Genomic DNA, 25,028 nt, shown 5'->3' on the forward strand with positions numbered 1-25,028 from the left:
CCTCCGCAACGATCCATGTGAAGCGCCGCTGCGCTTCGATCCGGGGGCAGAAGCTTTCGCGTGACTCGGTGATTCACGTGTGACACTGACGGCTCAACGCCCGGCGCACTCGGACAAATTGAGGTTGACGCGTGCGTCGCTCGAAGGATCATGTTCGGATCGCCGATGACGCTCTTCAAGGATACCATCTTCGCGCTTTCGAGCGGCCGACTGCCGGCCGGGGTCGCCGTCGTGCGCATATCCGGACCCCAATCTCGATTCGTTTACGAAACGATGATTGGAAGCCTGCCCACTGCCCGGCTTGCCAAGCTTGCCACGATCAGTAACCGCGGCGGCGAGCCGCTGGACCGCGGCCTCGCCCTCTGGTTCGATGGTCCGGCGAGCTTTACCGGCGAAGACAGCCTGGAGCTTCATCTTCATGGCGGCGTGGCTGTAGTCACCGCGGTGCTGCAGGCGCTGGGGGAACTCGATGACGTCCGACATGCGGAACCAGGCGAATTCACGCGGCGCGCTTTCGCACATGGAAAGCTCGACCTGGTTCAGGCGGAGGCGCTGGGCGATCTTGTTTCTGCGGAGACGGAGGCCCAACGACGCTTCGCCTTGCTCAACGCCGAGGGACGGCAGGGCGCTCTCTACCGATCATGGCGCGAACGACTGGTGCATGCGCGCGCCATGATCGAGGCCGAGCTGGATTTCGCCGACGAAGCCGATGTTCCAGGCTCTGTCGCGGACCGGATCTGGCCTGATATGGAGCGGCTGGCACAGGAGATCGCGGACCATTGTGGGCACTTCCGGCGGGCCGAGATGCTCCGGGATGGCTTTGACGTGGTCATCATCGGCGCGCCGAATGCCGGGAAGTCGAGCTTGCTGAACGCCCTGGTGCAACGGGACGTCGCCATCGTATCAAACGAGGCGGGAACGACACGCGACCTCATTGAAGTGGCGCTTGATCTGGAAGGCTACAAGGTTCGCATCACGGACACAGCGGGGTTGCGCGACGCGGAGGGCGCGGTCGAACGGATCGGCGTTGATCGCGCGATCGCCAGGGCGAGAGGAGCGCATCTGGTGGTCGAGGTGCTGGACATGAGCGAGATGGCGGCGCCCACTCTCGACGGCGCGCCCGCGCCGCAGATACGCGTGGGCTCCAAGGCGGATCTCGGGCGCGGCGATGCCGCCAACTTCGACGTCGTCATCTCGACGGTCGACGGGCGCGGTGTCGACACTTTGTTGGGCCTGATCCGTGATGCAGCGAAGGCCGCCGCGGGCGCCAGCACGGATCTCGCCCCGTCGCGACTGAGGCAGGTGTTGCTGCTGAAGGACGGAGAACGCCACATCCGGAGATCACTCCGGATGGACACCGCCTCCTTGGAACTGCGCGCGGAGGAACTGCGGCTGGCAGGCTCGGCCCTGGGGCGCATCACCGGGGACGTGGACGTCGAGGATCTCCTGGACGCGATATTTTCGAATTTCTGCATCGGAAAATGACTCACGTGAAACATTTCCGTGATGGATTCACATGAAACGCGCCTGATGGATGGGCTGTTTGCGTTTCACGTGAAACGAGCCTAGATGCTGGCTTTCAAAGGTTGATGCCCATGGAAGAGAGATTCGACGTCATCGTCGTCGGTGGCGGTCACGCGGGCTGTGAAGCGGCTTCGGCCGCCGCGCGCGCCGGTGCGAGGACTGCCCTGGTGACACTAAGTTTCGCGACCGTCGGCGCCATGTCGTGCAATCCCGCCATTGGCGGGCTTGGCAAGGGTCAACTCGTGCGGGAGATAGATGCGCTCGACGGCCTGATGGGACGTGTGGCCGACGAGGCCGGCATTCAGTTCCGGCTGCTCAATCGGCGCAAGGGGCCGGCAGTGCGCGGGCCACGCACGCAGGCGGATCGCAAGCTTTACCGAAACGCGATTCAGCGTCGCATTGGCGAGCAAGCCGGCCTTGCGGTGGTAGAGGCCGAGGTCGCCGAGATCATCGTCGAAAGCGACGCGATCAGGGGTATCAGGCTGCACGACGGCAGGGTTCTCGATTGCGCAGCGCTCGTCCTCACCACGGGCACATTCCTGCGTGGTCTCATCCACATTGGCGACAAAAGGATTGTCGCCGGCCGCATGAATGAGCCGGCCGCCGTGAGTTTGTCCGAATCCATGACCCGGATCGGGTTCAAGCTTGGGCGCTTGAAGACGGGCACGCCTCCCCGCCTCGACGGACGCACGATCGATTGGGCGAGCCTGGACATGCAGGCGGCCGATGCGGATCCGACGCCGTTCTCATTGATGACGGACAGAATCGTGACGCCGCAGATCGAGTGCGGCATTACGCGGACGACCGCGGCGTCGCATGAGGTGATCCGCGCCAATCTCAGCCGCTCGGCGATGTATTCCGGTTCGATCGAGGGGATCGGGCCGCGCTACTGTCCATCGATCGAGGACAAGATCGTCAAGTTCGGCGATCGTGAAGGTCACCAGATTTTTCTGGAGCCGGAGGGACTGGATGACCACACGGTCTATCCGAATGGTATATCAACCTCCCTCCCCGAGGACGCCCAGTTTGCGCTGCTGAAAACCATTCCCGGACTCGAGCAGGCGCGCTTGCTGCAGCCGGGATATGCGATCGAGTACGACCACATTGACCCGCGGGAGCTGCATGCGACGCTGGAGACCCGCAAGGTCGCCGGGCTGTTTCTCGCCGGCCAGATCAACGGTACGACCGGTTATGAGGAGGCTGGCGCACAGGGGCTGGTGGCGGGGCTCAATGCCGCTCGCAAGGCCGGCAATCTCGGCTGCCAGACTTTCAGCCGCACCGAATCATATATCGGCGTCATGATCGACGATCTGACGACCCGTGGCGTGAGCGAACCGTATCGCATGTTCACCTCGCGGGCAGAGTTCCGCCTTTCGCTTCGCGCCGACAATGCCGACGAGCGCCTCACCCCGCTCGCCGATTCGCTGGGGATCTGCTTGGCCGAACGCAGGGCTCGCTTCGATGCGCATCAGGAGAAGCTCGCGATTGCGCGCGCGCTGACGCAGTCGCTGACAGTGACGCCGAACGAAGCCGGGAGACAAGGCATCGAGGTCAACAAGGACGGCGTCCGGCGGTCAGCCTATCAACTGCTTGCCTATCCCGATATCGATGCCGCAATGCTCCGCCGTGTATGGCCTCAGCTTGGGGAGATCGACGAGGCGACCATGGAGCGGGTGGAAACCGAAGCGAAGTATGCCGTCTATCTCGACCGCCAGCGAAGTGAAGCGAGCCAGATCCGGGCTGAGGAAGGGCGCATGATCCCTGTTGGCCTGGATCTCTCCAGTGTGCCCGGGCTCTCGAATGAACTGAGGCAAAAGCTGGCGCTGCGAAAGCCGCGCTCGATTGGCGAAGCGCAGCGGATCGAAGGCATGACGCCGGCGGCGCTGGCTATCCTCCTGACCCAGGTCCGGAACCACGAAGTGTCCGCGGGTGTGGCAGCTTGATGGAAGCGCGCTTTGTGGAACTGAAGCAGGCAGCCGGGACCGTTTCACGTGAAACGTTCGAGGATCTCCTGGCCTTCGAATCACTCTTCAGGAAATGGGCGGCGCGGATCAATCTGGCGGCGCCCTCGACGCTCGGAGATCTCTGGCGGAGGCACATCCTCGACAGCGCCCAACTGATCCGCCATGCCGCAGATGCGGAGAGGTGGGTCGATCTCGGATCGGGCGGCGGCTTTCCCGGTCTCGTCATTGCGATCTTCCTGAAGCGGCGCTCCGGAGCGCATCTCGACCTGGTCGAGAGCAACCGGAAAAAATGTGCGTTCCTCCAGGCTGTCGTCACCGATCTTGCGTTGCCCGCCCGCGTTCATGCGTCGCGAATCGAGGCAGTCGTGCCAACGTTGGGCACCCCTCATGTCGTGACCTCGCGCGCGTTGGCGCCCCTCCCCTTGTTGCTGGAACTGTCCGAGCCCCTGCTCTTGCAAGGTGGGCGCGCCCTTTTCCATAAAGGTCGGGATTACCGCCGAGAGATCGAAGAAAGCGCTGAGGACTGGGAGTTCGATCTGGTAGAACACGTGAGTCTCGTGGAGCATGACAGCGTCATTCTCGACATTTCAAATCTCAGGCGGCGGCAAGGATGACAAACAGTCTGCGCATCATCACCGTGGCAAACCAGAAGGGCGGCGTCGGCAAGACGACGACGACGATCAACCTCGCGACAGCTTTGGCGGCAATCGGCGAGAGCGTGCTCATCGTCGACCTCGACCCGCAGGGCAACGCCAGCACCGGGTTGGGGATCGATCGGCGCGATCGGCTCATCTCTTCCTACGATGTCCTCACCGGCGAAGCGACGATCGAAGCGGCGGCTGTCGCCACGGCTGTTCCCGGCCTGTCCATCATACCGTCGACGCTCGACCTGCTCGGCGTCGAGATGGAGATTTCCAATGCGCCTGACCGGGTCCTGCGGCTCCGCAACGCCTTGCAGGCGTTTGCCGAACAGGCGAGCGGCTTCGGCTACGTGCTGATAGACTGCCCGCCGTCGCTCAACCTTCTGACGCTGAACTCGATGGCGGCAGCCGATTCCGTACTCGTTCCCCTGCAATGCGAGTTCTTCGCCCTGGAGGGCCTCAGCCAGTTGCTTGAGACCGTCGACCAGGTGCGGCGCACGATCAATCCGACGCTGAACATACAAGGCATCGTCCTGACCATGTTCGACGGTCGAAATAATCTTGCAAATCAAGTGGTTGAGGATGTCCGCGCCAATATGGGCGACAAGGTCTACAAGACGGTCATCCCGCGCAACGTCCGCGTTTCCGAAGCGCCCTCGCATGGCAAACCGGCGATCCTCTACGATTTGAAATGTTCTGGAAGCCAGGCCTACCTGCAGCTCGCGTCCGAAGTGATCCGCCGCGAGCGGCAGTTGCGAGCAGCGTGACGATTGGATAGCGCGATGAATGACGATCCTTCACGGAAAAGATTGGGGCGCGGTCTCGCGGCGTTGATCGGAGAGATCGACCGCCCTGCCGAGCCCAGCCAGACCACTCAACGGGCCGACGGCAGAGTCCCGATCGAGTTCGTCGCGCCCAACCCGAAGAACCCGCGGCGGAATTTCGCCGAGCAAGATCTCGCCGACCTGGCGCAGTCGATCCGGGAGCACGGCGTCGTGCAGCCCATCCTGGTGCGGTCGGCGCCTGTTCCCGGCCGCTACGAGATCATTGCCGGCGAACGCCGGTGGCGGGCCGCGCAGCGGGCCGGCCTGATCGAGATTCCGGTGCTCGTGCGCGAGGTGAACGACCGCACGGCGCTCGAACTTGCCATCATCGAAAACGTCCAGCGCGCCGACCTCAATCCGGTCGAGGAGGCGCTGGGCTATCAGCAGCTGATCGACGAACACAGCTACACCCAGGCCGATCTCGGCCAGGTGATCGGCAAGAGCCGCAGCCACGTCGCCAACACGCTGCGCCTCCTCAAACTTCCCGAATCGATCCGCGACATGCTTGTGGACGGGCATCTTTCGGCGGGCCATGCGCGTACCCTGGTCACGGCCGAGGATCCGGTCGGGCTCGCCAAGCGCATCATCGACGACGGCCTTTCCGTGCGACAGGCCGAGGCTCTCGCACAGGAGCCCAATGCTGCGTCCAAGCGCAATGCGCCACGGGGCGCACGGCCGGAGAAGGACGCCGACACGGTTGCGCTCGAAAAGCTGCTCAACGACGTTACCGGCCTCGCCGTCAGCATCGACCATAAGAGCGATGGCGGCGAAGTGCGCATTCGCTACCGGACGCTCGAGCAGTTGGACGAGCTCTGTCGGCGTCTGAAGGGCTGATTGTTCGTCGGCTATCTAGCGGCCGCGAGCGGCGGCCGACGACTCTGCGGTAATTCCCAAAACTGCCTGCCGAATGGCCGGAGCTGCAAGCTCCGGTCGCTTGCGTGTCGCCAGAACGAGGGCCTGGAGACGCGTGAGCGTGCGCTCGGAGCGGCTGGTTGGCCACGAACCAAGCGCCCTTTCGATCAATTGACGCCGGCTAAAGAAAATCGGCGGCCGGGCCGAAGCGACCACGCTTCCCGGAGAAACGCCGGCGTCGACTGCGCCGCGCATGAGATGCAACGCCTGGACCTGGCGCATCAGGGCCGAAAGAACCTGGAATGTCGCGCCTTGCGCGGAAAGGGCTCGCGACAGCGCGGCATCGGCGCGCGGCATGTCGCCTGCCAACGCGGCGTCGATGACTTCGTCGACGGAACTTGCCGACACGTCGCTCACGGTGCACTCGACGTCCGAGCGCTCAATCTGCGTTCTCCCCGCCATATAGAGAACCAGCTTATGAAGCTCGCTGCGTGTGGCGCGGCGGTCGCCTCCAAGGCTGTCGCGCAGCACGCGGCGGGCATCGAGGCCGATGGAAAGACCGGCATTGCCGAGTTCCTCGTCGATCAGGCGATCAAGGTCGCGGCCCTCGTCGGCGTAGCATGGCAAGGCCATGCTCGAGGCGCCGCCTTCCACGACGCTGCGCAGCGCAGCCCCCTTCTTCAGGTCGCCTGCCTCGATGAGCACGACGGCGTCGGCAGCCGGCCGGGCGATGAGCGCCTTGACGTCGTCCGCCAGCCGCCGATCCGCCCCTGCGCCACGTATCCAGATCAGCCGCTGCGCAGCGAACATGGCGACGGCATGCGCCTCATCGAGCAGCCGCCCCGGATCCTTCTCCAGCGTGCTGGCATCGAGCTTCACCACCACGAACGGGTCGTCGAGCGGCAATCCGGTGCTCTTGGCAAAGCGTTCTGCGCGTTCCGAGACCAATCCCCGATCAGGCCCGTAGCACAGCACGATCGATGCTTCCGGCCGGGAGCGGGCCAGCCAGGCGTCGACTTCATGAGATTTCTTCTGGGCCATGGGAATCCGGTTCGAGTGATCGTCTCAAGGTCTCCGGGTACGGGAGTTGCCATGATCGGAGCACTGGCAGGGGCGACTATCGCGATGTGAGCACTTATGCCGCCGCCGCTGACAAACCACAACTGCGGGAAGGAACGACGGGCTTCGCGAGCCACGATCCGGCGCTGGGGTATCTGATCGTAGGAATAAATTCTTGACCACACCGGCCGGCAAGCGTATAGAGGAATTTTTTCCTCGGAGCGATTCATGTCTGACACGACTGCCCGCCTCGCCCTTCCCCTCCTCGCCCCATCCCAGGCCCAGAAGCATGTGACCCACAACGAGGCGCTGATTGCGCTCGACGCCCTGGTGCAGCTTGCCGTAGCGGAGCGGCGGGCGTCACCGCCGCCTGTTGCGGCGGAGGGCGCCCGCTACATCGTCGCTGCGGGCGGCACAGGCGCATTCGCCGCGCACGAGGGCGAAATCGCCGTCAGGCAGGATGCGGCCTGGATGTTCTTCGCGCCCGACGAAGGCTGGATCGCCTGGATTGCGGTCGAGTCCGCGGTCCTCGTGTTCAGCGGCGGCGTGTGGAGCGATCTAAAACCGCGCGTGGCCGACGAACTCGGGATTTCGACGACTGCGGACGCCGTCAACCGCCTTGCGGTTGCCAGCGAGGGGGTGCTTTTCACGCACGCCGGCGACGATTGCCAGGTGAAGTTGAACAAGGCGGCGGCCGGCGACACCGCGAGCCTGATGTTCCAGACGGCATATTCGGGGCGGGCCGAGATGGGGCTTGCCGGCGACGACAAGTTTCACATCAAGATCAGCGCCGATGGCGCCAGCTGGCAGGACGTGTGGGTCGCCGATCCGACCAACGGAAACATCGGAATAGGCACGAGCGTGCCGGTTTCCCGCCTGCATCTCCAGGGGCCGGGTCTGCTTCAGGCGCAAATCAGGTGTCGTACCGAGGTCACCGGGACGAACTTCGGCGGAGGCATCATCCTCCATCACAACAATGACGCCGGCGCATTGCCGGCCGCCAATGACCGTCTCGGGTACATGCTGTTCGGCGCTGCGGACGGAAGCGCGAGCCGTCAAGGCGGCGGCATCGTGGCCTATGCCGACGACACCTACTCCTCGACCTCGGCGCCCACTCGATTCGCCTTCGAAACGGCGCCCTCGGGCACTACGGCGCGCACGGTGCGGCTCATGATCGCCAGCAACGGAAATGTCGGCATCGGGGCCGGCACGCCCGCCACAAAGCTCGACGTGGATGGGCCGGTGAAGGTGAAATCCTACACGCTTGGCGGCGGCCTGCCAGCAGCGACCGGCATTGCTGGCGCGATCATATTCGTGGGCGACGAGGCAGGCGGGGCGGTGCTTGCATTCTCGGACGGCGCTGACTGGCGGCGCGTCACCGACCGAGCTGTCGTCGCCTAGCAAGGGAAGCAGCGGCGGCAGACTTCGTGATGCCGCCGCAACTTTCCCGGAAGGCCCTGCCCTCCCCTCCCCAATGGGCATCCCGAGCCGCTGCCGTCCGGCTTCAGGAGCGCCCGCGCTCCCCTTCCATGTCGCCCTTCAGCTTGTCCAGGATGCTGATCGCGTGGCTTGCGTACTGGCTTATCCAGCGGTCGTGGATCTCCTTGATGGGCATGGAGTTCAGATGGTTCCAGCGCTCGCGGCCCGCGCGCTTCACGATGATCAGATCGGCCGCCTCCAGCACCTTGAGATGCTGCATCACCGTGCACCGGTCGAGATCCGGAAACTGGCCGCATAGTGCGCCGGTCGTCTCCGGCGCCTCTTTGAGCCGATCGAGCAGGAGACGGCGCGTCGGGTGCGCCAGCGCCTTGAAAACATTGTCGTTCTTCGCATCGCTTGACATGTTATAGAAATATAACATACCGTTAGGAGATGCAAGGGAAGGAAGGAACGATGTCCCCTGAATTCAGAGTTACCACACGCATCTCGAGGCCGCTGGCCGACGTGTTCGACGCCGTGGTCAATCCGAAGAAGCTCAGCGCCTATTTCGTCACCACCGGCGGCGGCGCCAATGCGCCCTTGAGGGAAGGCACGACGGTCGTCTGGTGGGGCGACGTTTCAGTGGAAGTGGACCGGGTCGTCCCGAACGACCGGATCGAGCTTCGCTGGGATGCGAGCACGCCGCCCGGGGAGTCCGGCTACAAGACGAAGGTCGAAATGAGCTTCGCGGCTCTCGATGACGGCGGGACCATGGTCACCATCGCCGAGAGCGGGTGGCGGGAGAACGAGAACGGCGTGAGGAAGTCCTACCTGAACTGCGAAGGCTGGACCCAGATGCTGTGCTGCCTGAAGGCCTATGTCGAACACGGCATCAACCTTCGCGAGGGCTATTACCGTAGCGAAATGCACGGTGAGCCTGCCCGCGAACACAATCTCTAACCCACAGGGAGCATTACATGTCGAGCAAGTTCACCGGCGGCCTGAACATCGCAATGAAGGTGCCGCCGCACCAGATGGCGGAGACGGTGCGCTTCTACCGGGACGTCGTCGGCCTGGAGCCCTATGTGGGCAAGGGGCAGGAGATCGGCTTCAAGCTCGGGCCCAACCGCCTGTGGATCGACGAAGCGCCAATGCAGAGCCAGGCGGAAGTCTGGCTGGAACTGTTCACCGACGATCATGAAGGCGCGCTGGCGGATCTCGAGAGCGCCGGGGTGGTCCGGTGCGACGCGATCGAGACGCTTCCCGAAGGCTTCAAGGGCGGCTGGATCAGCAACCCGGCAGGCATCGTTCACATGGTGCGCACGCCGGACGCGTGGTGATTGCGTGAGGCGCCTGTCGCGACGGCGCGCATGGAGATCCGGAACCACGGTTTCCGCGGAGAAGACGAGGCGCAGATTCGCCAGGCGATCGACTCCGCGGAAGGATTTGCACTGATGCTTGCCGGAGCCAAAGCCTGGCCGGAGCACGGCCTGCGCCTCGGTCTCGTCGCCGACCGCCATCCGGACATGCTGGTGCGGGGATGGCTGCAGGCCTGAGATAGCGTCCGGCCGCTCTGCGGCCGTGCCATGCTCGTATCGCTCAGGCGTTGGTGTCTGGCTCCACAACCGCACCCGCTCCTTCCCTGCGGCGTCGGGCCAGCATGTTGAGGCCCTCGACCAAGGCCGAGAAGCCCATCGCGGCGTAGATGTAGCCCTTGGGCACGTGGAAGCCCATGCCGTCGGCGATCAGCGTCATGCCGATCATCAGCAGGAAGGCCAGCGCCAGCATCACGATGGTCGGGTTCTTGGCGATGAAATTGGCCAGCGGCGTCGCGGCCACCAACATCACGGTTACTGCAGCGATGACGGCGATGTACATGATCGCGATCTCGTCGGTCATGCCCACGGCGGTGATGATGGAGTCGATCGAGAACACCAGGTCGAGCAGCAGGATCTGGAAGATCGCGCCGCCCAGCGAAAGCTGGAGCGTCTTGCCCAGCATGGTGTCCTTGTGATCGCTCGGGTCGACCGTGTGGTGAATTTCCTTCGTAGCCTTCCAGACCAGGAAAAGGCCGCCCACGATGAGGATCAGATCCCGCCAGGAAAAGCCATGGCCGAATACGCTGAACAGCGGCTGCGTCAGCTGTACGATGAAGGAGATGGTCGCCAGCAGCAGCAGACGCATGATGAGCGCCGCGCCGATGCCCAGCCGTCGCGCCCGCACCTGATGCTCAGCGGGCAGCTTGTTGGTGAGGATGGAGATGAAGATCAGGTTGTCGATGCCGAGGACGATTTCCAGAACGACAAGCGTCAGAAGGGCTACCCAGGCCGTTGGATCGTTCACGAACGCGAAATAGGGCGCCAGGAAGTCGATGATCGGCATGGGCGAGAGCTCTTGGAAATGAGGGTTGGTTGGGCAGAGTTAGGTAGCGACAGCCAATCCGTCAATGTATGCAATTGTATTCATGAGAGCTGGCGGCGACGGATCGCGAGGAATTTCCCGCCAGGCCTTGGGCGGCTTACATCATGCAGCTTGCCACGAACGCGCTTCCGCCGGGCTGAAGAAGGCCTATGCGGCCGCCGCTGACGTGGCCGGGCCGCGGGGTCTGCCAAACTTCCGACAGCGGGCTTTCGCCCGGATCCTATCGCCAGAACGCCGGGGTGGTTTCCTCGAGCCGGGGGCCGAGGCGCAAGGGCGCGACCCGTTCGGCAAGGCCTGTCCGATCCGAGATGTCGACGCCGACGCCGCAGATGGTGGCCGGGCCTGCCGCAGCCTCGAAGCGGCCTTTGGGCACTTTCGACAGAAAGCGGTTGAGCGGCTCGTCCTTGTCCATGCCGAGCGAGGAATCATAGTCTCCGCACATTCCGGCGTCGGTCAGGTAGGCCGTGCCGCCGTTGAGGATCTGGTGATCGGCGGTCGGCTGGTGGGTGTGGGTCCCCACGACGAGGCTCGCGCGCCCGTCGACGAAATGGGCAAAGCACATCTTTTCCGACGTCGCCTCGGCATGGAAGTCGATGATCGCCGCGTCGGCCTGCTCGCCGAGGGGGCACGCAGCGAGGATGGTTTCGGCCGCGTGGAACGGATCGTCGAGATCAGGGTGCATGAAGATGCGGCCCATGATGTTGGCGACCAGGACGCGGGCCCCGTTCTTCGCCATGAAAACGCCGGAGCCGGCGCCTGGCGTACCCTTCGGAAAGTTTGCAGGTCGCAGGAAGCGGCTTTCGCGCGGCGCGAACTCCAGCGCTTCGCGCTGGTCCCAGACGTGGTTTCCCGTCGTCACCACGTCGGCGCCGGCTGCCAGCGTCTCGCGAAAGATGTCCTCCGTGATGCCGAAGCCGCCGGCGGCGTTCTCGCCATTGACAACAACGAAGTCGAGCCGGAAATCCGAAATCAGGCCGGGCAGGCGATTCCAGACCGCCGTGCGGCCCGTGCGGCCCACCATGTCTCCGAGAAAAAGCAGACGCATCGATCGATCCCAGTTCTCAGAGGGGTCTAGAAGCCTGCGGCGTCCCTTGCAACCAAAAGCAGCACTAGAGGAATTGCCGCATTCCACTTTGGGTCAGCAGTTCCGGGATAATCACGTCATGCCATTCGTTGGGCACGACCGGCACTTCCTGGCAGTCGAAGGCTATCCCGATCAGCCGCGGCGTCATCCCCTTCGCCTGCAATCTGGCAATTGCCCGATCGTAATAGCCCGCGCCGTAGCCGATGCGGTGGCCGCGCGAATCGAAGGCTGCGAGCGGCACCAGCATGACCGATGGATCGAGGACATCGGCCTCCTCGCCCGGTCCTGCGGTGCCGAAGCCCATGTCGACCAGCGGAGCGCCGCGCACCAGTTCACGGAAAACCATGGTTTGCCTGTCGAGGATGGCGGGCAGGCAAAGCCGCGCACCCTTCTCGCGAAGCGCGAACATCAGCGGACGTACGTCGACCTCGGAACGCATGGGCCAGAAACCGGAGACGATCGTTCCGGGATCGAAATCGATCGCCGCCTTGCCCGTTTCAGCCATCTCAAGCGAGGCCTCGACGCGCCAGAAGGGGTCGAGCGCATCGCGACGCGCCAGCGCCGCCTTGCGCAGTTCCGTCTTGAGCATTCTTTCGGCCGACATCCGATGCTACGCCCTGCCTACCAGCCCAACGCGAGGCCATCCTTGCGCGGGTCTGATCCGCCGATCAGGAAGCCGCTCTCGTGATCCACAGCGATGATCTGGCCGCCCCCGTGCGGGGAGGCCGCATCGCGGACCTGGTGGCCGCGCGCAATCATCCCCTGCCGCACGGATTCGGAGATGCCGCTCTCTACTGCGAGAACGCCGTCCTTGTCCCAGAAGAGGCGCGGATGGTCGACCGCTTCCTGCGGGTCCATGGAGAAGTCAACCATGTTGGCAAGCACATGGGCATGCCCCATCGGCTGGAAGGCGCCGCCCATCACGCCGAAGGAAGCGGCAACGCGGCCGTCCTTCATCGCCATGGCCGGAATGATCGTGTGCATCGGTCGCTTGCCCGGGCCGAGCTCGTTCGGATGGCCGGGCTCCAGGGTGAAGCACGCGCCGCGATTCTGGAGAGTGACCCCCGACCTGGGCGTCACCACGCGGGAGCCGAAACCGCTATAGACGGAGTTGATGAAGGATACGGCGCGGCGGTCACGATCGACGACGGTCAGGTAGATGGTGTCGGCATCCGGAAGTTCGGGCAGCGCGACATCCGGGTTGTGGCGTCTGGGATCGATTCTTCCCGCCAGCGCATCAAGATGGGCGTCGGAGAGGATTGCGGCCGGGGCAACCGTCATCGTCTCCGGGTCGCCTACAAGATGATCGCGCACGGCATAGGCCAGCCTGGCCGCCTCGATCTCGAGATGGTAGCGCTCGACGCTGTCAGGCGCGGCGGTCCGCACGCCGATGCGCTCCATCAGCCCGAGCAGGATGAGCGCTGTGATCCCCTGCCCGTTGGGCGGCATCTCGATGATGTCGTGGCCGCCATAGGAGAGCGAGATCGGATCGACCCAATCTGCCGTGACCTGCAGCAGATCCTGCTCGGAGAGGAAGCCGCCCTTTGCCTGGATCGTCGCGGCCATTTCGGCTGCGATCTCGCCTTCGTAAAAAGCCTTAGCTCCACCCCGCGCGACGATGCGCAAGGTGGATGCCAGCGCCGGCGCACGAAACCGCTCGCCGACCTTGGGCGCCCGGCCGTCCACCAGCAAGTGTCGCGATCCGCCTTCATCCCGGCTGAGATCGGCGACATAGCCCGGCCAGTCGCGCGCCACCCGCGGATGGATCGCAAAGCCGTCCTCCGCGTATCGGATCGCCGGCCGGAACAGGTCGTCGAAACCGCGCGTGCCGAACCGATGGAGCAAGGTTTCCCACGCCTTGAGGGCGCCGGGCGCGGTGACGCCAAGGGCGCCGGTTTCCGGAACCTCGCGAAGGCCAAGGGCGCGATAGCGCTCGCCGCTTGCGGCAGCCGGCGCTCGGCCGGAGCCGTTCAGGGCGTGCACCGAGCCGTCGGGTTCGGCAACGATGGCGAGGCAGTCGCCGCCGATGCCGGTCATGTGTGGCTCGACCACGCACAGGGTTGCGGATGCAGCGACGGCCGCGTCGGCGGCATTGCCGCCGCCCTTCAGGACGTCGAGCGCAACCGCGGTCGCCAAGGGATGCGAGGTCGCAGCCATGCCGTTCTCGGCATAGACGGCGGACCGTCCCGGTCTGTCGAATGCCCGCATCGCCCCTCCCGCGATTGCCGCAACTGCCGCACAGGTCCGCTGCGCGAGAACCTCTTCCTACCCGATGGTCACATCGCGTCCGGCCGAACGCAGTGATACCGAGAAGCCGGCCAGCAAGTCCACAAGCGTGATCACCATCAGCGTGAAAAAGACATGGTGGGCCGCGCCGCTCACCAGCAGGAATTCGACCAAATATGCCATGAAGACAAAGGTCGAGAGAAGGTGGTCTACCACGGATGCGTTGGACGTCCGGGTGGATTTCACGATCTCGATGAAAAGCAGGATCAGCGCGAAGGCGATCAGCGCGTCGCCCAGCGTCATCGTCCACATGCCGCCCGACATCATCGGCATGGAAAACAGCTCTTCGGCCCAGATCGAGCCGGATTCAACGGATAGCGCCAGGCCGATATTGTACAGGAGGAATGGTACGATCAGCAGGGGAACTGCGCTCAGCATCGAGATCTCCGTCGTGGACGTCCTCTAGATGGGCATCCCGAACCGCCGTCAAGAGGCGGGCCTCGACCTTTACAAATGAAAAGACCGGCGCGAGGCCGGTCGTTTCAGTCGATGAGGAGAGCCGATCAGCTTTCCTTCGGCTCAAGCACCTGGCGGCCGCGATACATGCCCGTCTTCAGGTCGATGTGGTGCGGACGGCGCATCTCGCCGGAATTCTTGTCTTCGACGTAGCTCGGAGCCTTCAGCGCGTCGGCCGAGCGGCGCATGCCGCGCTTCGACGGCGAGGTCTTTCTTTTGGGTACAGCCATGTTGCGTTCCAGTCGGTCAAAAGCCCGGACCGCCCCACAAAAGGGCCGGCTGCCGGGCCGAGGTCTTCAATAAAGTGGCGTGCCTATACACGCTACGGCGTTGCTTGACCAGCATGGTCGGCGAAATTTTTCCGTGGACGACTATTGGACGCACTGGACATAGGCGCCCGATCTGGCGGCAAGCCGCTCGACCCGTGCCGCCAGTCGCCGAAGATCTCGCGACGGGTTCGTCGGATCCCGCGCATATGGGTTGGGCAGCGTCACCGCCAGCAGGGCGGCCTGGCGGCGGGTCAGGTCCTTCGCCGACTTCTTGAAATGATGCTGTGCGGCTGCCTCGATGCCGTAGACGCCCGGGCCCCATTCGGCGATGTTCAGATAGATCTCGATGATGCGCCGTTTGGGCATGACGAGATCGAAGTAGACGGCGCCCGGCAGTTCGATCATTTTCCTGACTGCGCCGAGCGGCCGATGCCACAGGTAGAGGTTCTTGACCGTCTGCATGGTAATGGTCGAGGCGCCGCGGATCGGCCTCCCTGCCAGCAGGTCGTTGACCTCGGCCCTGAGCTCTCCCCAATCGACGCCCTTGTGGGAGCAGAACTGGCCGTCCTCCGACATGATCACCGAATGCACCATCACCGGGGCGATGTCGTCGAGCGGCACCCAGCGGCGGTCATAACCCTTGAGGGTGACGAGATCGGCCAGCATGAAGGTCGACACCGGGTGGACGAAGGATGGCAGGTAGAGAATCGTCAGCACGACGGGCACAGCGGCGACCGCGACGGCGATCGCCATCAAACGCCGGGACCAGGAACGCAGCCAGTTGCGTCTTACGCCCTTGCGCGCGCCCATCCCCGCCGGATTCCTGATCTCCGCTTCGATCGTCGGTTCGGTCAATGCCCGGTCCCGTGTTCAAGCTCGGCATAAAGGCAGCCGCTCGCTTGCGCAACGCCTGACTGTCCGCTACCGCTGCCGGCCATGAGTGAAATGGCGGAAAACGGCTTCGAGAAGGCCTTGGCGGCGCATGCAGAAGCGGTCGAGAGATTTCTGGACCGCGCGCTGGACGAGCGGCCGCGCTCAGGCGAGATCGCGCGGCCGACGCGCCTTCTGGCGGCGATGCGCCATGGCGTCCTGAACGGCGGCAAGCGGTTGCGCCCTCTCCTCGTCATGGAAAGCGCCGCGCTCTTGCGGGGAGACAAGTCGGCAGCCCTGAGGGTCGCAGGCGCGCTGGAATGCGTCCACTGCTATTCGCTGATCCATGACGACCTGCCGGCGATGGACGACGACGACCTGAGGCGCGGTCAGCCGACCGTGCACAAGGCCTTTGACGAAGCCACTGCAATCCTGGCCGGTGACAGCCTGCTCACCTATGCATTCGAACTGATCGCGGACGACGAAACGCTGATCCCGATGGAACGCAAGGCCGCGCTCGTGCTCGGTCTGGCGCGCGCCGCCGGCATTGGCGGAATGGCGGGGGGCCAGGCCCTGGACCTCGAAGCGGAGACAGTCAAGCCGGACGAAGCGGGCATCATCCGGCTGCAGGCCATGAAGACCGGCGCGCTGTTTCGCTACGCCTGCGAGGCGGGCGCCATCGTGGCTGGAGCGGCGGCGGCGGACCGCGAGGCATTGGCGGAGTTCGGATCCGCTCTGGGGCTGGCCTTCCAACTGGCCGACGACCTGCTGGACCTGACCGCCAGCCCGGAAACCATGGGCAAGGCGACGGGCAAGGACGCGACTGCAGGAAAGGCAACGCTGGTAGCGCTCCACGGCGCCGATTGGGCGCGCGCGCAGCTCAACGGACTGGTGGCCCAAGCGGAATCATTGCTGGAGCCGTTCGGCGCACGAGCCGCAGCCTTGCGGTCGGCCGCACGCTTCGTGGTGGACAGGCGACACTGACCGGCCGCCCGAAGCGAGTTGTTCCGCGAATCACGGCTACGAAATATTAATTCTAATCCCACTTAATCTGCGGCCATCGAACATGCGCGTAACAGGTGCGGGGTGGTGCGCGTGCAGGCCTATTCGCCATTCATCGGTTCTATTCGACGTCGCTATCTCACCGGCCTGCTGATCTTTGCGCTTGCTTCCGGCTGCGTGATGTACGCGCTCAACCGGATCAACAATTTCCGCCACGACATAGACCGGCTGTCCGGCGGCATCTCGACGCTCGTGCGGGACCTGAAGAGCGCCACCAACTTCGCCGAGCAGGCGGTGGCGAACTGGCGGCCGGACACGCGCGACGCGCTGGTAAGCGCGGCCTGGGGCCATGTCGAGCGCCTCAATACGAGCATGGGCATCCTGAGTGCGCGGGTGGAGGCGATGCGCCCGCGGCTCTCCGAAAGGACCAATGACGAGCTGGATTCCGCCTCGATCAATGGCGACCTGCTTTGGTCGGCCCGCGATATGGTCCGCAACCTCAAGCGGCTGGCGTCGGCGGACGCGGCCGACGAATGGATCTTCCGGGAGATCAGCAACCAGAACGAGCTGTTCGCACTGCCGATGCTGTTGCGCGCCCGCGCCGCCATGGAGAACGAGCGGCGTCTTGCCGACAGGGGCAACGACAGGCTGCTCTTGTGGGGCAGCGCGCTGCTGATCAGTGTGCTCGCCTTCTGCGCCGTGATGGTGTTCCGTCCGATGGAGCGTGCGATCCGCCGCGCCTTCCAGCAGTCCGAAGAGTCGCTTGCGCGCGCCGAAGCGGCAGACCGCGCAAAGTCCGAGTTCCTGGCCAATATGAGCCACGAGATCCGTACGCCCATGAACGGCGTCCTGGGCATGGCGGAACTCTTGGCGAATACCGAGCTGACGACGCGCCAAAAAACCTTCACCGACGTCATCGTGAAGTCCGGCAACTCGTTGCTGACGATCATCAACGACATCCTGGACTTCTCCAAGATCAACGCCGGACAGCTGACCCTCGATCCAGCGCCGTTCCGCCTGGCCGAGGCGGTTGAGGATGTCGCTTCGCTGATCTCGACCCGCGTCGCCGAGAAGAACCTGGAATTGGTCGTCCGCGTCGACCCGCATCTTCCGCGTTTCGTCGTCGGCGACGTGGGACGGTTCCGCCAGATCGTCACGAACCTGCTCGGCAACGCCGTCAAGTTCACCGAAAAAGGGCATGTGCTGATCGACGTCACCGGCGTCGCGGCCGACGGAAAAACTGCGCTCAGAGTGCGCGTGGAGGACACCGGCATCGGCATTCCTCCCGACAAGGTTCAGGGCGTCTTCGAGAAATTCGCCCAGGTGGACAGCAGCTCGACGCGCCGTCACGAAGGGACTGGTCTCGGCCTTGCCATTGCCGCCCGACTGGTCGACCTGATGGGCGGCAAGATCGGCGTGGAGAGCGAGATCGGCCGCGGTTCGGTCTTCTGGTTCACCGTGGAACTTCCCATCCATGAAACGATCGAAGACGTCGCGCCGGTCCCGCTGGACGTGAGTGGCGCCCGCGTGCTGGTGATCGACGACAATCCCGTGAACCGTGACATCCTGATCGAGCAGTTGAAGAGCTGGGGCTTCGATTGCGCGGCGGCGGAAAGCGGCGCCATGGGCATCGCGTTCCTCAACCGAGCCTACCAGATGGGCGTCCAGGTCGACTGCGTCGTTCTCGACTACCAGATGCCGGGCATGAACGGAGCCGACGTCGCCAAGGCCATGTGCTCCGACGACAGGACCGCCGCCATTCCCATCATTCTGCTCAGTTCCGTCGACCAGATGGATTTCAGCCGGCTCGTGCTCGACTACAGCATCGCCGCGCAACTGACCAAGCCGGCGCGATCGTCCGTCCTGCTGGCGGCGGTCGTTTCCGCCATCCAGAAGGCGCGGTCGAAGAGGGTGGCCGTACAGCACGTCCACGAACCCGCGATCTTGTCGATGCTGCAGCCGCCGGCGGCTGCTCGCGTACCGACCGCGCCGCACGTTGCACCGGCGGCACCGGCAAAGACGGCCGGGGGCGCGGATATCCTGATCGCCGAAGACAATGATGTGAACCAGCTCGTCTTCGCACAGATCCTGAATGGGCTTGGCCATACGCATCGTATCGCCGCAAATGGCCGCACGGCCTTCGAGATGTTCCGGGCCCAACGCCCCAAGCTCGTCCTCATGGACGTGTCCATGCCCGAGATGAACGGCTACGAGGCGACGCGCGCCATTCGCGCCTATGAAAGCCGGCTGGGATGGCACACGCCGATCATCGGCGTGACGGCGCACGCCTTGAAGGGCGACAGAGAGAAATGCATCGAAGCCGGCATGGACGACTATATGTCCAAGCCCATTTCGCCGGATCGACTGAGCGCCAAGATAAGCGCCTGGATGACCGATGGCGTGGTCGCCAAGTCGGCCTGACGCCATGCGGCGAACGCGATGCGCGGCGTCAGCGGTTGCGGACGACGATGCAGGCGCCGCCTGCGCCACGTAGCTGCTGGCAGATGATGTCGGCGTTGGCGCGGTTGTCGACGCCGATGCGCACGGCATAGATGCCGCGCCGTCCTATCGGCGTCCGCACACGGCTGACGACCGGCTCGTATTCGCTCAGAAGGGCAGGGAACCGCCCGCGGATGCGGCTCCACTGCCGGATCGCGGCGGCGCGACGGAAATTGCCGGCCACCTGGACGCCCCACGGCTTGACGTTTATGCGGGCCATCGGAATGGTCGCAGCCATGATGACGGGGAGCTTGCGGCAGGCCTCGCGGAACGAAAGCTTCCTGTCGAGCGGCTGCACGTTGCCGGCATAGGAAGCGGTCGAAAAGCTGTCGGCGGGCTCGCCCATGATGTCGAGCACGTAATCCTCGGTCTCGAGCGGCAGAAAGCCGCCGCTGGTCAACCAGCGGGAGACGCGCGCTTCTCCCGCGTTGTAGGCGGCTGCGGCCAAACCGAGATTGCCGAAGTTCGTTTTCAGCTCGCCGAGATAGCGGGCCGACGCCGGAATCGCCTGCTCGACATCGAACGAGTCGGCCAGTCCGCGCATCCTGGCGGTGCCCGGCATGAATTGCGCGATGCCCTCCGCGCCGACGGGACTGACGGCTTCAGGATCGAACCGGCTCTCCTTCCAGATGAGACGGGCGAAAAAATCGCTGGGCAGCCGGTTGGCGTCGGCATGCGTCTCGATCAGGTGGCAGATGCGGCCGATCGTGACGGGTCTGGGCTGCGCGCTCGGCGGGTCCGCCTGCGCGGGCAGGGCAAGCAGGCAGGCGATGCCGGCTGCCAGCGTCGCCCGCATCACGGCTATTCCGCCGCCGCCCTGCCGCGGCCGAAGCGCTGCTCGATGTAGTCCGCGACCATCTTCTGGAAATCCTCGGCGATCGACGGCCCGCGCAGGGTGGCCGCCTTCTGGCCGTCGATGAAGACGGGCGCGGTCGGCATCTCGCCGGTGCCGGGGAGCGAAATGCCGATGTCGGCATGCTTCGATTCGCCCGGCCCGTTGACGATGCAGCCCATGACAGCGACCTTGAGCTCTTCCACGCCGGGGTACTGCTCACGCCAGACCGGCATGTTGACGCGGATATCCTCCTGGATCTTCTGGGCCAGTTCCTGGAACACGGTCGAGGTCGTGCGCCCGCAGCCGGGGCAGGCCGCGACGATCGGCACGAACTGCCGGAAGCCCATTGTCTGCAGGAGTTCCTGCGCCACCTGCACCTCGCGCGTGCGGTCGCCGCGCGGCTCAGGCGTCAGCGAAATTCGGATGGTGTCGCCGATGCCCTGCTGCAGCAGGATGCCCATCGCGGCGGACGATGCGACGATGCCCTTCGAGCCCATGCCGGCCTCGGTAAGGCCGAGGTGGAGGGCGTGGTCCGAGCGTTGGGCAAGCATGGTGTAAACCGAGATGAGGTCCTGCACCTGGCTCACCTTGGCCGACAGGATGATCTTTTCGCGCGGCAGCCCGATCTTCTCGGCCGCCTCGGCGGACAGCAACGCCGACTGCACGATCGCCTCGCGCATCACCTGCTCGGCGGTCAGGGGCGATCCCTCAGCCTGATTCTTGTCCATCAGGCTGGTCAGCAGCGCCTGGTCGAGCGAGCCCCAGTTGACGCCGATGCGCACCGGCTTGTCGTACTTGATCGCCATCTCGACGATGGCGGCGAACTGCTTGTCCTTCTTGTCCTTGAAGCCGACATTGCCGGGATTGATGCGGTATTTTGCGAGCGCCTCGGCGCAGGCCGGGTGGTCCGCCAGCAGGCGATGGCCGATATAGTGGAAATCGCCGACCAGCGGCACGTCGACGCCAAGCCGGTCGAGCCGCTCGCGGATTGCGGGGACGGCCGCCGCGCTCTCGTCGCGGTCTACCGTGATGCGGACGATCTCCGAGCCGGCGCGATGAAGCGCTGCGACCTGCGCAACCGTCTCGTCAATATCGGCGGTGTCGGTGTTCGTCATCGACTGGACGACGACCGGCGCGTCACCGCCGACGATCACGCCGCCGACATCGACAGGCACCGAGCGCCTGCGGGGAAAGGGTGAGGAGAAATATCCGGTCATGCCGGTCGTCCAGTTTGACGGAAATGATGGCTTTGAGGTGGCTGAGCGCGCACGCCTTGTCAATGGGCGCGATGGTCACGCCACGACGAGGAGCCCCGCCGGACCGCCACGGTCAGGGCTTGATGGCCAGTTCGATGACACGGACGAGCTGGCCGACCGCATTGCGTTGCCTTTCCATGTCCGGCGCGCGCATCTTCATGCCTTCCAGGCCGTCGACCAGAAATTCCGCCAGCATTTCGGCGCACAGGCCGCGTTCCTTCAGGACCACATGCGTGCGTCGCGTCTCAGCGGTGATCGCGTCGCAGAAGAGCTGCGCCAGCGCCTTCTTCCAGGTCTCGACCAGATCTCCGGCGAGCTGGCCCTTCAGGTCGAGCAGCTCGGCGCCGTGCGGCGATGTCTCGATAGGGCACATCATGTCGATCATCTTGAATTCGATCGCGGAAGCCAGACGCTCGCCGAGCGTGCCCGGCCCCGCCAGCACTTCGGCGATATGGCGCGTGCACTGCTCGAACATGCGACCGGCGATGGCCCGGTAGATGTCCGCCTTGTTCCGGAAGAGCAGGTAGAGCGCCGGCCGCGACATCTCCGCCGCGCGTGCGATGTCATCCATCGTGGTGCGATGATAGCCGTAGGCCAACACCACCTTCATCGCGCCGTCGAGCACGCGCGTGCGCTTTGCCTCCTCGACCGACCCCGTCTCCAAAGCGTCAGCAGTCAATTCGCGCCATTCTCCCGGGCAACGGTCCGCACACGGAGCGTCAAGCTCCTCGATACAGCACTGTTGACAAAAAGACAGAAAATGTCAATGTGTCAGAACCTGTCGTCCGGTCCCGGGCGTCGATGAGGGTATCCCATGCGCCTGACTGTAGACGGGAAGGTTGTGGAGATCGAGGCGGATCCCGAAATGCCGCTTTTGTGGGCGTTGCGGGACCTGGCGGGGATACTCGGACCCAAGTTCGGCTGCGGCGTCGCAGCGTGCGGAGCCTGCACCGTCCACGTCGATGGCCAGCCCGTTCGCTCCTGTTCCATTCCTGTCGGCGAAGTTTCGGGCGCGGTAACCACCATCGAGGGCCTTTCGGCCGGCGGCAAGCTGCATCCGGTCCAGCAGGCCTGGCTGGAGGAGCAGGTCGCGCAATGCGGCTACTGCCAGACGGGCCAGATCATGAGCGCCGCGGCGCTGATCGACGAGATCCCTGACCCCACTGACGAGGATATCGACAACGCAATGGCCGGCAATCTGTGCCGCTGCGGCACCTATCCGAAGATCCGCGCCGCGATCCGCAAGGCGGCGGCGCTGAAGACGGCAGGGATCTGAGCCATGTGGCGCTTGGGCAAGATCACGCGGCGCGCTTTCATGCTTGGCTCGGCAGCCGTCGCCGGAGGGGTTGCGGTCGGCTACTACTGGTACAAGCAACCCTACGCAAACCCGCTGGAAGGCACGCTCGCCGAAGGCGAGGCAACCTTCAATCCCTATGTGAAGATCGCTCCGGACAACACCATCACCGTCATCGCGCCACGTGCCGAGATGGGGCAGGGGGTTTCGACGACCCTCGCCGCCCTCGTTGCGGAGGAACTGGAAGTGGGCCTCGATCAGGTGAAGGTCGAGCACGGCCCGGCGTCCTATGCCTATTACAACTCTGCGATGTTCGAGGAGGGCGGTCCGTTCGCCTTCTTCGACGACAGCGCGATGGCGGAAGCGACGCGCGCAGCGCTAGGCAGCGTCGGCAAGATCCTGGGGCTGCAGGGCACGGGCGGCTCGACCTCGATCCGCGACGCCTTCGACAAGATGCGCCACGCGGGCGCTGCCGCGCGGCATGTGCTGGTCGCAGCGGCGGCCGACAAGCTCGGCGTCGCGGCGGCCGAACTCACGACCGAAGGCGGGATGGTTCTTCACAAGGCGTCGGGACGATCGGTCGCCTATGGCGAAGTGGTGGCGGCCGCTGCGGCGATTGCGCCGCCTTCCGAGGTCAGGCTCAAGGAAAAGGGCGAGTGGCGGCTGCTCGGCAAATCGCAGCCGCGCGTCGACATGCTCGCCAAGGTGACCGGGGCGCCGATCTTCGGCATCGATGTTCGTCTTCCCGACATGCTGTACGGCACCGTGCGGATGAGCCCCGTGTTCGGGGCGAAGCCGGTGAAGGCCGACACCTCGAAGGCCGAGAAGATGCCTGGCGTCGTCAAGGTCGTGTCGCTGGACACGACCTACGGCCACGGCTTCGGGGTGATCGCGGAAAACACCTGGGCGGCCTTCAAGGCCGCAGAAGCTATCGACGTCGAATGGGGCCCGCCCGCATATCCGGCCGACAGCGACGGCATTTTCGCCGTGATCGCCGAAGCTGCCGCCCAGGGCGAGGGGACCGCGCTACGTGATGACGGAGACGTCGACGTGGCTTTCGCGGACGCTCCGCAGGAGCGCGTGATCGAGGCGGAGTATCGCGTCCCCTATCTCGCGCACGCGCCGATGGAGCCCATGAACGCGACGGCGCGCCTCAAGGACGGGGTGCTCGACGTGTGGGCGCCGAACCAGATGCCGACGCTGACCCGTTCCTTCTGCGCCGATCTGGCCGGCGTCGAGGAGGCGAAGGTCAACGTCAACACCACCGCGCTCGGCGGCGGCTTCGGCCGCCGGGGCGAACTGGACTATTCGCTCTATGCGACGCTGCTTGCCAAGGAAGCGGAAGGGCGTCCGGTCAAGGTGACGTGGACGCGCGAGGAGGATTTCCGCCACGATGCCTACCGGACGGCTGCCGTCGGACGCTTTCGGGCCCGGCTGGGAGAGGACGGGCTGCCGGTGGCCGTGGATATGCGCGTGGCGGCGCAATCCATGATGGAGAGCATCCTCAAGCGCTGGTACCCTTCGATCTCGCCGCTCGGGCCGGACCGGACGATCACCGACGGCGCCCATAACCAGCCCTACTCGATCCCCAGCTACCGGGTGACGGCGATTGCCGCGCCGCTGGGCATTCCGGTTGGCTTCCTGCGATCGGTCGGCAACTCGTACAACGGCTATTTCCACGAATGCTTCATGGACGAGATCGCCGCGATGGGGAAAATGGATCCCGTCGCGCTTCGCATGAAGCTCATGTCCCAGTTCCCGGCCGCGGTGAAGGTCGTCGAGAAGGTGGCCGCGATGGCGAAATGGGGCGAGGCGCTGCCTGCCGGTCGGGCCAAGGGTTTCGCCTTCACGTTGTCGTTCGGCAGCTGGGTCGGCCAGATCATCGAGATCGCCGACACGCCGGCCGGCATCAAGCTGGACAAGATGTGGATCGCCGCCGACGTCGGCCTCGCGCTCGATCCCGGCATCATCGAGGCGCAGCTGATTTCGGGAGCGATCTACGGCCTGTCCACCGCCATGAGCCAGCAGATCACGTTCGCCGACGGCATGGTCGAACAGTCGAATTTCCACGATCAGGATGCGCTGCGCATTTCACAGTGCCCGGTCTTCGAAGTCGCCATACTGGAGAATTTTCACAAGATGGGAGGCGTCGGAGAGGTCGGCACGCCGCCGTCGGTCCCGGCGCTCGCGAATGCGGTGTTCGCGCTCACGGGCAAGCGCATCCGGACACTTCCCCTCGACCGCGAGGTGACATTCGCATGAACGGAGGGAAAGTCTCCTGACGGCTACCGCCATTTGCCTCGCCAGTCGTCGCACAGTCATGCGAAAGCATTGGCCGGCGGCGGATGCAGCGCTGCGCTGCGGTGCTTGTCGCCCGAACTAACGCTGGCAAGTGACGCTCCCTTGCCCGCAGAATTGATGCAGCCATGAATATTAATGACTGTTGTGCAACGAACGATTGGGATAATGAGCG

At 64.6% G+C, this 25,028-nt stretch carries 25 protein-coding genes; 13 read left to right on the top strand and 12 right to left on the bottom strand.

Annotation, left to right across the window (positions count from 1 at the left end; all coding sequences use genetic code 11):
- The first annotated feature begins 165 nt into the window (after window positions 1–165).
- The 5 genes from mnmE (at window position 166) to PD284_RS03740 (ending at window position 5,787) form a co-directional block, all read left to right on the top strand.
- Window positions 166–1,485: a tRNA uridine-5-carboxymethylaminomethyl(34) synthesis GTPase MnmE gene (gene mnmE, locus PD284_RS03720; protein ID WP_274626884.1), complete on the top strand. Its 1,320-nt coding sequence runs from the start codon at window positions 166–168 to the stop codon at window positions 1,483–1,485.
- Between the two features lie 110 nt (window positions 1,486–1,595).
- Window positions 1,596–3,467 carry a tRNA uridine-5-carboxymethylaminomethyl(34) synthesis enzyme MnmG gene (mnmG, locus tag PD284_RS03725; RefSeq protein WP_274626885.1) on the top strand — a complete coding sequence of 624 codons (1,872 nt, stop codon included), beginning with the start codon at window positions 1,596–1,598 and terminating at the stop codon, window positions 3,465–3,467.
- Window positions 3,464–4,102, top strand: a complete 639-nt coding sequence (gene rsmG, locus PD284_RS03730) for a 16S rRNA (guanine(527)-N(7))-methyltransferase RsmG (protein ID WP_411956173.1) — start codon at window positions 3,464–3,466, stop codon at window positions 4,100–4,102. The genes mnmG and rsmG overlap by 4 nt, the downstream gene beginning before the upstream one ends.
- Window positions 4,099–4,896, top strand: a complete 798-nt coding sequence (locus PD284_RS03735; RefSeq protein ID WP_274626886.1) for a ParA family protein — start codon at window positions 4,099–4,101, stop codon at window positions 4,894–4,896. Before rsmG ends, PD284_RS03735 begins: the two co-directional genes overlap by 4 nt.
- 15 nt (window positions 4,897–4,911) lie before the next feature.
- Window positions 4,912–5,787 carry a ParB/RepB/Spo0J family partition protein gene (locus PD284_RS03740; protein WP_274626887.1) on the top strand — a complete coding sequence of 292 codons (876 nt, stop codon included), beginning with the start codon at window positions 4,912–4,914 and terminating at the stop codon, window positions 5,785–5,787.
- 15 nt (window positions 5,788–5,802) lie between these two features.
- Here the strand turns inward: PD284_RS03740 and holA are convergent, their stop codons facing one another.
- Entirely contained in the window at window positions 5,803–6,846 is a 1,044-nt protein-coding gene (gene holA, locus PD284_RS03745; protein WP_274626888.1) for a DNA polymerase III subunit delta, read from the bottom strand.
- A 246-nt stretch (window positions 6,847–7,092) separates the two neighbouring features.
- Here holA and PD284_RS03750 point away from each other — a divergent pair, with 246 nt between their 5' ends.
- Window positions 7,093–8,265, top strand: a complete 1,173-nt coding sequence (locus PD284_RS03750; RefSeq protein ID WP_274626889.1) for a DUF2793 domain-containing protein — start codon at window positions 7,093–7,095, stop codon at window positions 8,263–8,265.
- Between the two features lie 103 nt (window positions 8,266–8,368).
- On the opposite strand, the gene PD284_RS03755 is transcribed toward PD284_RS03750, so the two are convergent.
- The gene (locus tag PD284_RS03755) at window positions 8,369–8,707 is read right to left on the bottom strand and encodes an ArsR/SmtB family transcription factor (RefSeq protein WP_274626890.1); all 339 of its coding nucleotides are present in this window, start codon (window positions 8,705–8,707) and stop codon (window positions 8,369–8,371) included.
- 50 nt (window positions 8,708–8,757) lie between these two features.
- On the opposite strand from PD284_RS03755, the gene PD284_RS03760 reads away from it, so the two are divergent.
- The 3 genes from PD284_RS03760 to PD284_RS03770 are packed head-to-tail and all read left to right on the top strand — an operon-like array spanning window position 8,758 to window position 9,839.
- A complete protein-coding gene (locus PD284_RS03760; RefSeq protein WP_274626891.1) occupies window positions 8,758–9,243 on the top strand; it encodes an SRPBCC domain-containing protein in 486 nt (161 codons plus the stop codon).
- Window positions 9,244–9,260: 17 nt separating this feature from the next.
- A complete protein-coding gene (locus PD284_RS03765; protein ID WP_274626892.1) occupies window positions 9,261–9,623 on the top strand; it encodes a VOC family protein in 363 nt (120 codons plus the stop codon).
- Window positions 9,624–9,839 carry an SRPBCC family protein gene (locus PD284_RS03770; protein WP_274626893.1) on the top strand — a complete coding sequence of 72 codons (216 nt, stop codon included), beginning with the start codon at window positions 9,624–9,626 and terminating at the stop codon, window positions 9,837–9,839.
- A 43-nt stretch (window positions 9,840–9,882) separates the two neighbouring features.
- On the opposite strand, the gene PD284_RS03775 is transcribed toward PD284_RS03770, so the two are convergent.
- From PD284_RS03775 to PD284_RS03805, 7 genes are all read right to left on the bottom strand, one after another.
- Window positions 9,883–10,665, bottom strand: coding sequence for a TerC family protein (locus tag PD284_RS03775; protein ID WP_274626894.1), 783 nt, complete (start codon window positions 10,663–10,665; stop codon window positions 9,883–9,885).
- A 259-nt stretch (window positions 10,666–10,924) separates the two neighbouring features.
- On the bottom strand, window positions 10,925–11,749 hold the full coding sequence (locus PD284_RS03780) for a TIGR00282 family metallophosphoesterase (protein ID WP_274626895.1): 825 nt from the start codon (window positions 11,747–11,749) through the stop codon (window positions 10,925–10,927).
- Between the two features lie 64 nt (window positions 11,750–11,813).
- Window positions 11,814–12,392, bottom strand: a complete 579-nt coding sequence (locus tag PD284_RS03785) for a 5-formyltetrahydrofolate cyclo-ligase (RefSeq protein ID WP_274626896.1) — start codon at window positions 12,390–12,392, stop codon at window positions 11,814–11,816.
- A 17-nt stretch (window positions 12,393–12,409) separates the two neighbouring features.
- On the bottom strand, window positions 12,410–13,996 hold the full coding sequence (locus PD284_RS03790; protein WP_274626897.1) for a gamma-glutamyltransferase family protein: 1,587 nt from the start codon (window positions 13,994–13,996) through the stop codon (window positions 12,410–12,412).
- Window positions 13,997–14,053: 57 nt separating this feature from the next.
- Entirely contained in the window at window positions 14,054–14,452 is a 399-nt protein-coding gene (locus PD284_RS03795) for a hypothetical protein (protein ID WP_274626898.1), read from the bottom strand.
- A 125-nt stretch (window positions 14,453–14,577) separates the two neighbouring features.
- Window positions 14,578–14,760 carry a 50S ribosomal protein L32 gene (rpmF, locus tag PD284_RS03800; protein ID WP_274626899.1) on the bottom strand — a complete coding sequence of 61 codons (183 nt, stop codon included), beginning with the start codon at window positions 14,758–14,760 and terminating at the stop codon, window positions 14,578–14,580.
- A gap of 141 nt (window positions 14,761–14,901) precedes the next feature.
- Entirely contained in the window at window positions 14,902–15,609 is a 708-nt protein-coding gene (locus tag PD284_RS03805) for a biosynthetic peptidoglycan transglycosylase (RefSeq protein ID WP_274630532.1), read from the bottom strand.
- 126 nt (window positions 15,610–15,735) lie between these two features.
- Between PD284_RS03805 and PD284_RS03810 the strand changes: the two genes are divergently transcribed.
- Window positions 15,736–16,653: a polyprenyl synthetase family protein gene (locus tag PD284_RS03810; RefSeq protein WP_274626900.1), complete on the top strand. Its 918-nt coding sequence runs from the start codon at window positions 15,736–15,738 to the stop codon at window positions 16,651–16,653.
- Window positions 16,654–16,764: 111 nt separating this feature from the next.
- Entirely contained in the window at window positions 16,765–19,092 is a 2,328-nt protein-coding gene (locus tag PD284_RS03815) for a response regulator (protein WP_274626901.1), read from the top strand.
- 28 nt (window positions 19,093–19,120) lie between these two features.
- Here the strand turns inward: PD284_RS03815 and PD284_RS03820 are convergent, their stop codons facing one another.
- From PD284_RS03820 to PD284_RS03830, 3 genes are all read right to left on the bottom strand, one after another.
- Window positions 19,121–19,966, bottom strand: a complete 846-nt coding sequence (locus PD284_RS03820; protein WP_274626902.1) for a transglycosylase SLT domain-containing protein — start codon at window positions 19,964–19,966, stop codon at window positions 19,121–19,123.
- A gap of 5 nt (window positions 19,967–19,971) precedes the next feature.
- Window positions 19,972–21,222 (bottom strand): flavodoxin-dependent (E)-4-hydroxy-3-methylbut-2-enyl-diphosphate synthase, encoded by a 1,251-nt coding sequence (ispG, locus tag PD284_RS03825; protein ID WP_274626903.1) that lies wholly within the window; start codon window positions 21,220–21,222, stop codon window positions 19,972–19,974.
- 112 nt (window positions 21,223–21,334) lie between these two features.
- Window positions 21,335–21,940 carry a TetR/AcrR family transcriptional regulator gene (locus tag PD284_RS03830; protein ID WP_274626904.1) on the bottom strand — a complete coding sequence of 202 codons (606 nt, stop codon included), beginning with the start codon at window positions 21,938–21,940 and terminating at the stop codon, window positions 21,335–21,337.
- A 135-nt stretch (window positions 21,941–22,075) separates the two neighbouring features.
- Here PD284_RS03830 and PD284_RS03835 point away from each other — a divergent pair, with 135 nt between their 5' ends.
- Both PD284_RS03835 and PD284_RS03840 read left to right on the top strand, forming a co-directional pair.
- Window positions 22,076–22,537, top strand: coding sequence for a (2Fe-2S)-binding protein (locus tag PD284_RS03835; RefSeq protein WP_274626905.1), 462 nt, complete (start codon window positions 22,076–22,078; stop codon window positions 22,535–22,537).
- 3 nt (window positions 22,538–22,540) lie between these two features.
- Complete coding sequence (locus PD284_RS03840; protein ID WP_274626906.1) at window positions 22,541–24,817, top strand: xanthine dehydrogenase family protein molybdopterin-binding subunit; 2,277 nt, start codon at window positions 22,541–22,543, stop codon at window positions 24,815–24,817.
- Window positions 24,818–25,028: the final 211 nt, after the last annotated feature.

This window comes from Mesorhizobium shangrilense, from assembly GCF_028826155.1.
GTDB classification, from domain to species: Bacteria; Pseudomonadota; Alphaproteobacteria; order Rhizobiales; family Rhizobiaceae; genus Arvimicrobium; species Arvimicrobium flavum.

Coding starts and splice junctions, on each gene's coding strand:
- PD284_RS03835 (WP_274626905.1), top strand. CDS start 22,076: ATGCGCCTGACTGTAGACGGGAAGGTTGTGGAGATCGAGGCGGATCCC.
- PD284_RS03840 (WP_274626906.1), top strand. CDS start 22,541: ATGTGGCGCTTGGGCAAGATCACGCGGCGCGCTTTCATGCTTGGCTCG.
- PD284_RS03775 (WP_274626894.1), bottom strand. CDS start 10,665: ATGCCGATCATCGACTTCCTGGCGCCCTATTTCGCGTTCGTGAACGAT.
- PD284_RS03795 (WP_274626898.1), bottom strand. CDS start 14,452: ATGCTGAGCGCAGTTCCCCTGCTGATCGTACCATTCCTCCTGTACAAT.
- PD284_RS03790 (WP_274626897.1), bottom strand. CDS start 13,996: ATGCGGGCATTCGACAGACCGGGACGGTCCGCCGTCTATGCCGAGAAC.
- PD284_RS03820 (WP_274626902.1), bottom strand. CDS start 19,966: ATGCGGGCGACGCTGGCAGCCGGCATCGCCTGCCTGCTTGCCCTGCCC.
- mnmG (WP_274626885.1), top strand. CDS start 1,596: ATGGAAGAGAGATTCGACGTCATCGTCGTCGGTGGCGGTCACGCGGGC.
- PD284_RS03785 (WP_274626896.1), bottom strand. CDS start 12,392: ATGTCGGCCGAAAGAATGCTCAAGACGGAACTGCGCAAGGCGGCGCTG.
- PD284_RS03760 (WP_274626891.1), top strand. CDS start 8,758: ATGTCCCCTGAATTCAGAGTTACCACACGCATCTCGAGGCCGCTGGCC.
- PD284_RS03750 (WP_274626889.1), top strand. CDS start 7,093: ATGTCTGACACGACTGCCCGCCTCGCCCTTCCCCTCCTCGCCCCATCC.
- rpmF (WP_274626899.1), bottom strand. CDS start 14,760: ATGGCTGTACCCAAAAGAAAGACCTCGCCGTCGAAGCGCGGCATGCGC.
- holA (WP_274626888.1), bottom strand. CDS start 6,846: ATGGCCCAGAAGAAATCTCATGAAGTCGACGCCTGGCTGGCCCGCTCC.
- PD284_RS03810 (WP_274626900.1), top strand. CDS start 15,736: ATGAGTGAAATGGCGGAAAACGGCTTCGAGAAGGCCTTGGCGGCGCAT.
- PD284_RS03765 (WP_274626892.1), top strand. CDS start 9,261: ATGTCGAGCAAGTTCACCGGCGGCCTGAACATCGCAATGAAGGTGCCG.
- PD284_RS03755 (WP_274626890.1), bottom strand. CDS start 8,707: ATGTCAAGCGATGCGAAGAACGACAATGTTTTCAAGGCGCTGGCGCAC.
- PD284_RS03780 (WP_274626895.1), bottom strand. CDS start 11,749: ATGCGTCTGCTTTTTCTCGGAGACATGGTGGGCCGCACGGGCCGCACG.
- PD284_RS03805 (WP_274630532.1), bottom strand. CDS start 15,609: ATGGGCGCGCGCAAGGGCGTAAGACGCAACTGGCTGCGTTCCTGGTCC.
- PD284_RS03735 (WP_274626886.1), top strand. CDS start 4,099: ATGACAAACAGTCTGCGCATCATCACCGTGGCAAACCAGAAGGGCGGC.
- mnmE (WP_274626884.1), top strand. CDS start 166: ATGACGCTCTTCAAGGATACCATCTTCGCGCTTTCGAGCGGCCGACTG.
- ispG (WP_274626903.1), bottom strand. CDS start 21,222: ATGACCGGATATTTCTCCTCACCCTTTCCCCGCAGGCGCTCGGTGCCT.
- PD284_RS03740 (WP_274626887.1), top strand. CDS start 4,912: ATGAATGACGATCCTTCACGGAAAAGATTGGGGCGCGGTCTCGCGGCG.